The sequence below is a fragment of the Staphylococcus sp. EZ-P03 genome, from assembly GCF_003344575.1.
In the GTDB taxonomy this organism is placed as follows: Bacteria; Bacillota; Bacilli; order Staphylococcales; family Staphylococcaceae; genus Staphylococcus; species Staphylococcus simulans_B.
The window spans coordinates 1-12849 of sequence record NZ_QPMO01000004.1; the positions used below are offsets into that span (position 1 = coordinate 1).

The window sequence follows — 12849 nt, forward strand, 5'->3', positions numbered from 1 at the left end:
AATATGTGTAATTTATATAAAAACCCCGCTGAAATTCAATTTGGAATTTCAGCGGGGTTCTTTTGAGGCTGTATTTATGTCCCAGCCCCTTTAAAATTGTTGTTTGAATTATTGTTAATTTTAGACTCTTACAGCAGATATATTATGGGATATAATAGTAGATGCAATCAGAAGTGGGAGATGATAAATTGTGAAAAAATTAATACTTATTATGATAGCAGTTGGCACACTACTTACTGCGTGTGGTAATGATACGAAAGAAAAAGTGCAATCTAAATCAAAACCAACAACAATGAAACAAAGTCAGCATCAAATTAAAAAAGAAAATGGTATTACGACAGTAGATGGTTTTGTTCTCGCAAATAAAAAAGTACCTCTGCCTAAAAATTTTAATCCTGGTGAAAATGCTAATGCTAGAAATCATTTGAATCAAATGATACAAAATGCTAAAGCAAAAGGCCTAGATATTGTGTATCGAAGTGGATTTAGATCTTATCAGCAACAAGTCAGTTTATTTAACAGCTACGTCCAACGAGATGGTAGAAAAGCAGCTGAAAAATACAGTTCTCCACCGGGCTATTCTGAACATCAAACGGGTTTAGCTTTTGACGTAGGTTCTAATCGCTACAATAAAGATTTCTTGAAAGAATATGGTGAAACACCAGAAGGAAAATGGTTAGCAAAGCATGCGCATGAATACGGCTTTATCTTGCGTTATCCAAAAGGAAAAGAACAGATTACAGGCTATCAATACGAACCGTGGCATTTCAGATATGTAGGTAAGAAAACTGCTAAAGCTATCTATGATAAACAGTTGACTTTAGAAGAATATTTAGACTATGGATATGACAAGAAAAGTACCAAGTAGTTAAAGGCAAAATAAAAAGGCGAAGCTGAACGGCTCCGCCTTTTATTGTGTAATTTGATTATGCGATTTCTAATGCGACTTCCATCATTTGTGTGAATGAATTTTGACGTTCTTCTGGTGTTGTTGCTTCGTCGCGTAAAATATGGTCGCTGACAGTGAAGATACCTAATGCTTTTTTACCTGCGTAAGTTGCATTTAAGTAAAGTCCTGCAGATTCCATTTCAATTCCTAAGATACCCATTCTTTGCCATTGTTGGTTGAAAGTACTATCTGCATTATAGAAAGTATCTGAAGATAAGATGTTGCCTACATGTGTTGTAGCACCAAGTTTATCTGCCGCATTTTTAGCTTGTACCATTAAATCGAAGTCAGCTAATGGTGCAAAGTGGCCTGGGATATTGTATTGGTCTACATAGTTAGAGTTTGTTGAAGCACCTTGTGCGATAATGATGTCGTATAAATTAACATCTTCTTGCAACGCACCGCAAGAACCGATACGGATGATTGTGTCTACATCAAATGTGTTGTAAAGTTCGTATGAATAAATACCGATACTTGGAATACCCATACCTGAACCCATTACTGAAACTTCTTTGCCTTTATATGTTCCAGTGTAACCGAACATATTGCGGACTTCGTTGAATTGTACAACATCTTCTAAGTAATTATCAGCAATGTATTTAGCGCGAAGCGGATCTCCTGGCATTAATACTGTCTTTGCGATTTTAGCACCGTTAGGTTGAATATGAGGTGTACCTTGAGTCATAAATTATCTGCTCCTTTAATATTTAGATATTTAAGTTAAATGTAACACGAAAAAGCCTGAATATGCGAGAATAACCTTGTTTTGTACATCTTATTTAGTGTTAAAAGATGCATGATTTTCCAAAAAGAGTGAAATTGAAATAGTGAGCAAGCAACAAATATTTTAGTCAGTTAAAATATTTTGGTAAAATGGCATATGAATCAATAATATTATATTCGAGCTTAAACAACATAATTGGAGGATGAATAAATAATGGATTACGCAAAATACATTGACCACACTTTATTAAAACCTGATACGACGGTTGATCAAATCGACAAGTTGATTGATGAGGCTAAAGAATACAAATTCAAATCAGTATGTATTAACCCGACATACGTTAAACATGCGGCAGAAGCATTGAAGGATTCAGATGTTTTAGTATGTACAGTTATCGGTTTCCCATTAGGCGCAAATACTTCAGAGGTTAAAGCATTTGAAGTTGAAGATGCAGTGAAAAACGGCGCAGACGAATTAGATATGGTGATTAATATCGGCGCATTAAAAGACGGCCGCTATGATGAAGTACAAAAAGATATTGAAGCTGTTGTCAAAGCAGCGGACGGTCATACTGTCAAAGTCATTATTGAAACAGTATTGTTAACTGAAGAAGAAAAACGTAAAGCGTCAGAATTAAGTAAAGCAGCAGGTGCTGATTTTGTGAAAACTTCAACTGGTTTTGCGGGCGGCGGCGCAACTGTCGAAGACGTGAAATTAATGAAAGAAGTTGTCGGAGATGATTTAGAAGTGAAGGCATCCGGCGGTGTAAGAAATCTAGAAGACTTTAAAGCTATGTTAGATGCAGGCGCTACACGTGTAGGTGCGAGTGCAGGTGTTCAAATCATTCAAGGATTAGAGTCAGATTCTGATTATTAAAACTTAATAAATTTTGATAAAAATGCTGTTCTTAATTGTAGAAAAGATTAAGAACAGCATTTTTTCATAGTTAAATTTGGTTAAAGTATGACAATAATAAACAATATTACGCTACTTTGTTGTGTAAATTTTGAAGTAATGATACTGTTAAAATAAGCGACAAAACAACAAAGGAGATACACCATGTACTTTACAAATTTAACTGAAGAAGAGTTTGGTAATTTTACACAAAATCATTTTTCACACTATACACAATCAGCACGGCATTACCACAACCGTAATAAGTTTCGTAATGATGTGCATTTAGTAGGTGTAAAAGATGATGATAATCAAGTAATCGCAGCTTGCTTGTTAACTGAAGCGCGCAGTATGAAGTTTTTTAAATACTTTTATACACACCGCGGACCAGTGATGGATTTCAATGATTTGAAATTAGTAGAATACTTCTTTGCATCTTTGACATTGTATTTGAAAAAGCAGAATGCATTATATGTATTAGTTGACCCTTATGTATTAGCTAGTGTCAGAGAAGCAGATGGAGAAATCATTGAAAGTTATAATAATCATGCATTGATGGATACATTGAAAAAGCTCGGTTATATTCATCAAGGTTATTCAATCGGCTACTCGTCAATGAGCCAAATCAGATGGTTGTCAGTATTGGATTTGAAAGGAAAATCAGAAACACAGCTGCTGAATGAAATGGATTATCAAACAAGACGCAATATTAAAAAGACCTATGAAATGGGTGTACAGGTCAGAACTTTATCGATTGATGAAACACCTCTATTCTTTGAATTGTTTAAAATGGCTGAAGAAAAACATGGTTTTACTTTCAGAGGATTAGATTACTTTAAACAAATGCAGAAAACTTACGGCAATCGCGGTTTCTTAAAATTAGCTTATATTGATTTGCATAATTATTTGAAAGAACTGCAAGACAAACGGATGGAACTGCAGGGACAACTAGATGAAATCAATGAGAAATTAAAAGAAAATCCGAATTCTAAGAAATCTAAAGGCAAAGCCAATCAGCTGCAGCAGCAATTTGACAGTAATGAGCGAAAAATCAATGAAACGCAGGCTATGGCAGAAAAAGACGGTAATATTTTAAATCTCGCAGCGGCGCTGTACCTTTACAACGAACATGAAGTGTATTATTTATCCAGCGGTTCAAACCCTGAATACAATGCCTTTATGGGTGCGTACCGTTTACAATGGGATATGATTAAATTTGCGAAGAAAAAAGGTATCGATCGTTATAATTTCTATGGTGTAACAGGGGACTTCTCTAAAGAAGCTGAAGATTATGGTGTACAAAAATTTAAAGAAGGTTTCAATGCACATGTAGAAGAATATGTCGGCGACTTTATTAAACCAATCAGACCATTGGTTTATAAATTATCGCTGCTGATTGATAAATTGAAACAAAAAGCAAAATAATTACAGTTCAAAATGACTTAACATAAGAAAACAGCACTGATAATGCGCGGTACTGCGCTATCAGTGCTGTTTTCTTATAGTTTAACTTCTTTTGAGAAATATAATCTGCAGATTATTCGCTGAAGATTTTATCCCATTGGTCGCGTTTTTCTAACATTTCTTTTGCGATTTTTTGTGCATCTTCTAAAGAGTGGCTTGCAGCCCAGCCGCATTGTACTTCGTTGTCAGCTGGAACTTCAGTTGCTGCAACAGCATCTTTTAATGTTGCTTCAATGATGTTTAATACATCTTCGTAATCATCATGGTTGATGAATGAAACATAGAAACCAGTTTGGCAGCCCATTGGACTTAAGTCTACGACTTTGTCTGTGTGGTTTCTGATATTTTCAGCCATTAAATGCTCTAATGAGTGCATTCCAGGCATTTTCATGTGTTCTTTGTTCGGTTGTTTGAAACGAATATCGTATTTCTTAATAACATCTCCGCTTTGACCTTCTTTAGTACCTGCTAAGCGTACGAATGGTGCAATAACTTTCGTATGATCTAAATTGAAACTTTCAACGTTCATTTTAGGCATAACTTGTAACCTCCTTGAATTATTCATTCCCTATTGTAACAAGGGGAAAGGGCTTTTACAATTTGTAGGTTTCCACTTTTTGCGAAAATATTATCGGTTTACTCGGAATGAATTTGTTGAAAATTGAGAAAAAGGATGACAAAGCACTTAAAAACCTTTAAAATGTTTAGTAATCGAATTTACTGATAAAGATATAAAAGAGGTTTGGAACGTGGTGAAAAAGCGTTCCAAATTGTGTTATTTCAACCTCTGTGTAACTTATAGCTTTGAAAATAAAGGGAGCCATGGAAATGTCATTTGAAACACAAATTGAACAATTTATTAAAGATAAACAGTCAGAATTTATTGATATTAGTCACAAAATTCACGAAAGACCAGAACTTGGAAACCAAGAAGTATTTGCTTCTGGGGTTTTGATGCAAGAATTAACAGAATATGGATTTGAGATTGAACAAGATATTGCTGGTCACCCAACAGGATTTATTGCAGAATACAACAGTCATAAACCTGGCCCAACCATCGGTTTCCTTGCTGAATATGATGCGCTTCCGGGCTTAGGACATGCATGCGGACATAATATCATCGGTACAACGAGCGTGCTTGCAGGTATCGCATTGAAACAAGTAATCGATGAAGTCGGCGGCAAAGTTGTGGTATTAGGCTGCCCTGCCGAAGAAGGCGGAGAAAACGGCAGTGCCAAAGCCAGCTATGTAAAAGCGGGTGTGATTGATCAGTTGGATGTAGCTTTAATGCTGCACCCAGGCAATGAAACATATAAAACAATCCATACACTTGCTGTGGATGTATTAGATATTAAATTCTACGGTAAGAGTGCGCATGCTTCTGAAAATGCGAATGAAGCAATCAATGCGTTAGATGCAATGATCAGCTACTTTAATGGTGTGGCGCAATTACGTCAGCAAATCAAGAAATCAGAACGTGTTCACGGTGTGATTTTAGATGGCGGTCAAGCAGCCAATATTATTCCTGATTTCACACATGCACGTTTCTATACACGTGCAACAACACGTAAAGATTTAGATGTATTAACACATCGTGTCGGACAGATTGCACAAGGTGCAGCTATCCAAACAGGCTGTGATTATGAATTCAAACCGATTCAAAACGGCGTAAACGAATTCATTTTGACACCTAAATTAGATGAGTTGTTTGCTTATTATGCCAGAAAAGAAGGCGAGGAAGTCAGCGAAGATGATTTCGGATACGGTTCAACAGATACAGGCAACGTCAGCCATGTTGTTCCTACATTGCATGCACACATTAAAATCGGACCGAGCAACTTAGTCGGCCATACGTATAAATTCAAAGAGGCTGCCGCAAGCGATCATGGGGACAGTGCTTTAATCAAAGGTGCCCAAATTATCGCATTGATGGGGCTGGACTTGATTCAAAACAATGAATTGCTGAGAGAAATCAAAGAGCAGCATGTCAGAAAAGTAAAACAAGCTTCTTTAAAAGAGTTCAGAAAGCACTCTGAACAGCCGAAAGTCACATTAAGCGATTTATATGATGATTCGATTGTGTATACTTCAAGACCTTCATATGTCTCTAACCCTTGGTTAGAACCAGATGAACATCAATCGAACTTCTTAACTGGACGAGAATTGCTGATTGCGAATAAAATGCCGGTCATTGTGCATGAAGCAAGTGTTACAGATAAACTGCAGCAGCTATTCAATGAAGTCGGTAAAGAAGTACCAAGCAATGTTTATAAATTCCATAATCAAGCAAGTTATGAACACTTGCTGAAATCTTTACCTAAAGAAGAAGGCAAGAAAATCTACTTCCAATATGTGCATAGTGAAGAACTTGTACCAAAAGAGGATTATGCATTAGATAAAGATACTTTTGTTGCGTTGAATAATAAAGCACGTATTCCAGAGTGGACCAACGGCAAATACTTGCCGAAACGTGAAGTAGTAGCGATAGAAGATTTTGAAGAAGCGGTTAAACAATGGCCGTTGCCGATTGTGTTGAAACCAGGCGATGACTTGCCTACAGCAGGCGGTTACGGCGTTATGATTTGTTATAATCAAGAGGATTTAAATAAAGCTATCGATCGTATTCATAAAGCAACAGAGGAAACCGATACAATTATTATCGAGCAGAAAATCGAAGATATTGCGAACTACTGTGTGCAATTCGCTTATTCAGATCAGCTTGGATTGAAATATCTTGGTACAACAGAACAGTTGACGAATGAGTATGGATTCTATAACGGCAACCAAAGCGTGCCAGTTGAAGAAGTACCGCAAGCTGTAATTGAAGCAGGCCGTGAAATTATGGAAATCGGTATCAGTCACGGTTTCTACGGTGTCGCAGGTTTTGATTTGCTTTATGATAAATACGGTGATGTTTATGCGATTGATTTGAACTTCCGTCAAAATGGATCTACAAGCATGCTGCTGTTAGATGATGAATTGACAGGAGATTATCACAAATTCTACAGCTACTTCTCAAAAGGCGATAATACGAAATTCTACCGTACTATTATGAAATATGTCCGCCAAGGTAAAATTTATCCATTATCTTATTATGATGGTGATTGGTACGGCAAAGATAAAGTCAATTCACGCTTTGCTTGTATTTGGCACGGCAGCTCAAGAGAAGAAATCGAATTAAACGAAAAAGCATTCTTAAAAGAAATTGAATCTTAATCAATAAACAGCGAGTCGTCTAAAAGAGAGGCTCGCTGTTTTTGATTTGTCTTAAGCACATTAGATTGACTGATAAAGTTAATTATTTTATATTTGCATTGATGCACAACTAAAGAGAAAGTAGGTTGATTATGGATTATAGACACGAAAGATTTTTTAAAGACCTTCTTGTTAATGAAACATATTATATTGCGATTAAAGATAGAAAAATGGTTCGCAGAAATGTAGAGGACGATGCGGTCGCTTTATTTTGGACAAGAAAAGAATTAGCAGAAGCTTACTTTGAAAATCGTACAGACGCATACGATAAAATTATTACAAGAGACTTAGATCGTTTTGTGACAAGCGAATTAGATGATTTGTTTGATGAAGGCGATAAAGTATTAGTCAATGTTACAGATGATGTGGATGGTCATTTTATTGATATTTATGAAACTACAGATAAATTGATGACAGAACTTGACCGCATCCGTGTTGTAGAATTCTCACGTATTACTGCACAATCAGATGATGTGTTCGGCTTAACACATAAAGGCAACAAACAATTCATTATCATCAGTGATAATGGTGAAGACAAGCCGAATTTGATGCCGGTATGGAGTGATTACCATTCAGCATTGAAAGTCCGCGATGAAGACTTTGAAGAATGCGACGTTGAACAAGTCGAAGGCGAAGTGTTCAGCGAATGGTTAGAACAATTAAGAGATGAAGACCGTGCAGTCGGCGTCAACTTAAAACCTGGTGTGGTAGGTTCAATCGTTTCAGCACAAACACTTAAAAACGAATTATCATATTAAAAAATAAGGGGATAGGGTGATAGCAGATAACTATCAACCGTATCTCCTTATTTTTAATTAATCCTGATTGCCTAAATAGACACTGCCTAACGCGCCTGAGAAAGCACCATGTTCGATATAGTAAGGTTTGAATCCGCGCAACACAGTATAATCTTCAACAACTTTTCTTAACAGCGGATTGTTGTTGAAGGAAGAACCGATATAAACTACATTTTCAGTATGAGACTCGCGTGCAAGGGTAATGGCCATCGTTGTTACGACTTCTCCGACCACACCCATCACAGAGGCAAGTTTGTCTGCAGGGGTTAAGTCTTTATCCAAATTATGCAAGACATGACCGAAATTGGCAGCTGTTAAATCTCCTGGAATCGGCGGTTCGCTGTTTTTATAAATGTGTTTTACTTTTAAATCGATGTATTCGCGATCGCCTTGCTGGGCTGTATTTGTCAAATCAGTGTAGTCTGTAATCCCTGATAAGAGATAGCCGAGACCTTGAATCATACCGCCGCCAGCACCGATACCGCCGACACGTTTTTGCGACTTTCCGTCTGAATAGTGCATGGAAGTACCTGTTCCGACATTTGCGAAGATATAATCAGATAAATAATGGCCTTGTTCTTCAAGCAATACTTCTAATCCTTTAGAGGACGCATCGAATTCTACGAATTCTTTTGAAGGGAAATTCAATTGCTTTTGAATGAGTTTTGCTTTCCCGCCTGTTAATGTGACGTTCGTACAAGATTGATGATTCAACCAGTCGATTACTTTGGATAAATCATCAGAAGGTTCAGTGCGGAAATTACGCTGCCCGTTTTCAATCTCAACAATTTTAATTAATGTCCCACCTGCATCAATACCGATTTTCATGTTTTCACCTCAAATATATGTATAAGACGTAATCATTAATAGTATAATCAAAATGTAAAGAAAAAAGCAAAAATGAGGAGTGTACGATATAAAATGAAATTAAGTCCATACCTTATCGTTGAAAATGCAGGGCAAGCAGCAGAATTTTATCAACATGTATTCGGCGGAGAAACAAAAATATTAAATCAGCAAAAAGATACAGTTCTTCACGCAGAAGTGCATGTGAATGAACAAATGGTTCTGCATATTTCAAGCAATTACGGCAAACCTTTCAGCAATGAAAGTGTGAACCTGATTTTGACATTCGAAGATGCAGCAGAACAGCAGCGTGTTTATGATGCATTAAGTGAAAACGGAGATCCGCATATGCCGATTGCAAAAACTTTTTTCAATGCGATGCACGGGCAAGTGAGAGACCAATACGGTGTCAATTGGTTATCTAATTGTTTCTTATAATAGAGAGTAGGGAAACACTAATTGAACTTGTAGTAAATTAGAAATGTAGGGGATATTATGAAACATAGCAAGCAATATGAAGATATTATTGTAACATCATACCAACCAAAATATTACCAAGAAGTTGTGAACTTTGAATTATCAGAACGTCAGCAGATTTATTCATCGCTGCCGATTCAAGTCTTAGACGATGCACTTAAAGATAAAGACCGCATCGCAAATATTGCGATTAATAAAGAAGGGGCAGTGGTCGGCTTCTTTGTGCTGCATCAATATTATCAGCACGAAGGTTACGATACACCTGAACATGTCGTTTATGTGCGTTCTTTGTCTATTAATGAAAAGTACCAAGGCAACGGCTATGGCACTAAAATTATGATGAATCTGCCGAATTATGTTCAATCGCTGTATAGTGATTTTAACCACCTTTATTTAGTGGTGGATGCTGAGAATAAAGCAGCATGGAACGTATATGAACGTGCAGGCTTTATGCATACCGCAACCAAACAAGAAGGGCCGATTGGAGAAGAACGCTTGTATTATTTAGATTTAGATTCTAAATATGTATCTTCTTTAAAATTAAAAGCACCAGAAGAACAGCCGGACAAAGAGATTGATACGGTCCATTTAATGCTGGACGGCAAGAAAGCAGGCTTCATTGCACTGCAAGCGACAGAAAACCGTATGCATATCAGAGGGATTGAAGTCGATAAAGCACAACGGCATAAAGGTATCGCAGAAAGTGCATTGCGCCAATTAGCAACATATATCAGAAAAAATTATCCTGACATTGATGTGCTTGATATTGTTTTATTCGGAGAACATAATGAATTAAAACAACTCTGTTTGAACAGCAACTTTGTCGAGACTTTACAGACAGAGGATTATGTGAAGTTTGAAAAGTATATCGTTTATTAATGGCGAATGGTAAAAAAGAATCATCATTAGCATTGCGAAATAAGACATTGTCATTTATAATTTACATTTGTTAACATGAGATGTAACTAAACTTGTGATTGAATTGATAAAGCCTTTGAAAGGGAGTAATAGAACATATGAAAATTCAAGATTACACAAAAGAAATGGTAGACGAAAAATCATTTATCGATATGGCCCATACTCTATTAGAAGAAAAAGGGACAACAATGAATTTATACGATATTATCGATGAATTTAAAGCTTTAGGACATTATGAAGATGATGAACATTTAGAGAATCGTATTGTTCAGTTCTATACGGATTTAAATACTGACGGTCGTTTCCTTAATGTCGGCGAAAATAATTGGGGATTGCGCGACTGGTATTCAGTAGATGATATCGAAGAAAAAATCGCACCTACAATTCAAAAATTCGACATCTTGGATGAAGAAGATGAAGAGGATAAAAACCTTAAACTTCTTGGCGAAGAGGAAGAAGAAGCCGAAGATGAAGAAAGATCTGAAGCGGACGCTGAAGACGACGAAGAAGATTTAGATGATCCTCAAGAAGAAGATGAAGTCGGCGAAGAGGATATCGTAATCGATGAAGATGACGATGAATTAGAAGAAACAGAAGAAATGTTTGAAGATGCGGCAGACTTCAATGACGAGCCGGATGAAGAGTAAATTATAATTGACTTTTTCTAGAAAAATGATAGAATTTTATTCGGGCTCCTTTAATTAGGACAACGTGTATAAATGATACGCTCCCCCTTTACATGAGATGTGAGAGGGAGCGTTTTTTTATTTTTAAAAGCTTATTTTATCAGTGGATTAAGGCATTTTTGCCTTATCATGTATACAAGCAATATGGGAATGTACAAATTATATGTAATTGAATAGTAGGAGGAAAAAGAATGACTAAGTTCATATTTGTTACTGGCGGAGTAGTTTCTTCACTAGGTAAAGGGATTACTGCTGCATCATTAGGCAGATTATTAAAAGATAGAGGCTTATCTGTTACAATTCAAAAATTCGATCCGTACTTGAACGTGGACCCGGGTACAATGAGTCCGTATCAGCACGGTGAAGTATTCGTGACTGATGATGGAGCTGAAACAGACTTAGACTTAGGCCACTATGAACGTTTTATTGATATCAACTTAAATAAATACTCTAATGTGACAGCAGGTAAAGTGTATTCACACGTATTAAAGAAAGAACGCCGCGGTGATTATTTAGGCGGAACAGTTCAAGTAATTCCTCATATCACTAACGAAATCAAAGAACGTCTGTTATTAGCAGGCGAAAGTACAAAAGCTGATGTAGTAATTACAGAAATCGGCGGTACAACAGGCGACATCGAATCATTGCCGTTTATCGAAGCAATTCGTCAAATCCGCAGTGATTTAGGCCGTGAAAATGTTATGTATATCCATTGTACATTGCTGCCGTATATTAAAGCAGCAGGCGAAATGAAAACAAAACCGACACAACATAGTGTAAAAGAATTACGCGGTTTAGGGATTCAACCTGATTTAATCGTTGTAAGAACAGAATATGAAATGACACAAGATTTAAAAGATAAAATTGCGTTATTCTGTGATATTCCAGAAGAAAATGTTATTGAATGCCGCGATGCTGAATCTTTATATGAGATTCCTTTACAATTAAGCAAACAACATATGGATGATTTAGTCATTAACCGTTTAGCATTAGATGCGAAATATGAAACACAATTAGATGAGTGGAAACACTTATTAGAAATTGTGAATAATTTAGACGGTGAAATTACTATCGCTTTAGTCGGTAAATATGTCAGCTTGCAAGATGCTTATCTTTCAGTAGTAGAAGCATTGAAACATGCAGGTTATCCGCTTCACAAAGACATCAAAGTTAAATGGATTGACTCAAGCGAAGTTACAGACGAAAACGCAGCAGACTTCCTTAAAGATGCAGACGGTATCTTAGTACCTGGCGGCTTTGGATTCCGTGCCAGCGAAGGTAAAATTTCAGCTATCCGTTATGCACGTGAAAACAACGTACCTTACTTCGGTATCTGCCTTGGTATGCAATTGGCTACTGTTGAATTTGCGCGCAACGTGCTTGGCTTAGAAGGGGCACACTCTACTGAGTTAGATCCTGAAACAGCATATCCGATTATCGACTTATTGCCTGAACAAAAAGATATTGAAGATTTAGGCGGTACTTTACGTTTAGGTTTATATCCAAGCGAAATCAAAGAAGGTACGTTAGCTTATGATATCTACGGCAAAAAAGAAATCGAAGAACGGCACCGTCACCGCTATGAATTCAACAATGATTATCGTGAGCAAATGGAAGAAAAAGGCATGGTCTTCTCTGGTGTAAGTCCAGACGGCAGAAGAATCGAAATGGTAGAAATTCCTGAAAACGACTTCTTCTTTGCGAGCCAATTCCACCCGGAATTCTTATCAAGACCAAACCGTCCGCAACCGATTTTTAAAGCGTTTATCGAAGCGGCAAACAAATTCCGAGAAAACAAAAACAAATAATAAACTGATAAAAAGAGAACAAAAATAATAA

At 36.7% G+C, this 12849-nt stretch carries 12 protein-coding genes and 1 pseudogene; 10 read left to right on the top strand and 3 right to left on the bottom strand.

The features are described from left to right. Window positions 1-190 precede the first annotated feature (190 nt). On the top strand, window positions 191-868 hold the full coding sequence (locus DVJ99_RS01845) for a M15 family metallopeptidase (RefSeq protein ID WP_240430802.1): 678 nt from the start codon (window positions 191-193) through the stop codon (window positions 866-868). Between the two features lie 58 nt (window positions 869-926). On the opposite strand, the gene deoD is transcribed toward DVJ99_RS01845, so the two are convergent. Further along, on the bottom strand, window positions 927-1634 hold the full coding sequence (gene deoD, locus DVJ99_RS01850) for a purine-nucleoside phosphorylase (protein WP_114602925.1): 708 nt from the start codon (window positions 1632-1634) through the stop codon (window positions 927-929). 252 nt (window positions 1635-1886) lie between these two features. Between deoD and deoC the strand changes: the two genes are divergently transcribed. Together deoC and DVJ99_RS01860 are read left to right on the top strand one after the other, a co-directional pair. Beyond that, window positions 1887-2549, top strand: coding sequence for a deoxyribose-phosphate aldolase (gene deoC / locus DVJ99_RS01855; RefSeq protein WP_114602926.1), 663 nt, complete (start codon window positions 1887-1889; stop codon window positions 2547-2549). Window positions 2550-2732: 183 nt separating this feature from the next. After that, window positions 2733-3992, top strand: a complete 1260-nt coding sequence (locus DVJ99_RS01860) for an aminoacyltransferase (protein ID WP_114602927.1) — start codon at window positions 2733-2735, stop codon at window positions 3990-3992. Between the two features lie 112 nt (window positions 3993-4104). Here the strand turns inward: DVJ99_RS01860 and DVJ99_RS01865 are convergent, their stop codons facing one another. Then, window positions 4105-4569: an S-ribosylhomocysteine lyase gene (locus tag DVJ99_RS01865; protein WP_114602928.1), complete on the bottom strand. Its 465-nt coding sequence runs from the start codon at window positions 4567-4569 to the stop codon at window positions 4105-4107. 290 nt (window positions 4570-4859) lie between these two features. Here DVJ99_RS01865 and DVJ99_RS13265 point away from each other — a divergent pair. From DVJ99_RS13265 to DVJ99_RS01875, 3 genes and pseudogenes are all read left to right on the top strand, one after another. Then, a pseudogene (locus DVJ99_RS13265) lies at window positions 4860-6017 on the top strand (M20 family metallopeptidase); the annotation flags it as partial. Beyond that, window positions 6003-7247, top strand: a complete 1245-nt coding sequence (gene ldmS / locus DVJ99_RS13270; protein WP_415922964.1) for an L-aspartate--L-methionine ligase LdmS — start codon at window positions 6003-6005, stop codon at window positions 7245-7247. The pseudogene DVJ99_RS13265 and the gene ldmS, both read left to right, overlap by 15 nt. Window positions 7248-7378: 131 nt before the next feature. After that, window positions 7379-8044: a DUF2750 domain-containing protein gene (locus DVJ99_RS01875; RefSeq protein ID WP_114602975.1), complete on the top strand. Its 666-nt coding sequence runs from the start codon at window positions 7379-7381 to the stop codon at window positions 8042-8044. A 57-nt stretch (window positions 8045-8101) separates the two neighbouring features. Here DVJ99_RS01875 and coaW read toward each other — a convergent pair whose 3' ends face one another. After that, window positions 8102-8911, bottom strand: coding sequence for a type II pantothenate kinase (gene coaW, locus DVJ99_RS01880; protein WP_114602930.1), 810 nt, complete (start codon window positions 8909-8911; stop codon window positions 8102-8104). A gap of 93 nt (window positions 8912-9004) precedes the next feature. Here coaW and DVJ99_RS01885 point away from each other — a divergent pair, with 93 nt between their 5' ends. From DVJ99_RS01885 to DVJ99_RS01900, 4 genes are all read left to right on the top strand, one after another. Continuing rightward, on the top strand, window positions 9005-9367 hold the full coding sequence (locus DVJ99_RS01885) for a VOC family protein (protein WP_114602931.1): 363 nt from the start codon (window positions 9005-9007) through the stop codon (window positions 9365-9367). Between the two features lie 57 nt (window positions 9368-9424). Next, window positions 9425-10285, top strand: coding sequence for a GNAT family N-acetyltransferase (locus DVJ99_RS01890; protein ID WP_114602932.1), 861 nt, complete (start codon window positions 9425-9427; stop codon window positions 10283-10285). Window positions 10286-10422: 137 nt separating this feature from the next. Then, entirely contained in the window at window positions 10423-10971 is a 549-nt protein-coding gene (gene rpoE / locus DVJ99_RS01895; protein ID WP_114602933.1) for a DNA-directed RNA polymerase subunit delta, read from the top strand. Between the two features lie 230 nt (window positions 10972-11201). Further along, window positions 11202-12818 (top strand): CTP synthase, encoded by a 1617-nt coding sequence (locus DVJ99_RS01900; RefSeq protein WP_114602934.1) that lies wholly within the window; start codon window positions 11202-11204, stop codon window positions 12816-12818. Window positions 12819-12849: the final 31 nt, after the last annotated feature.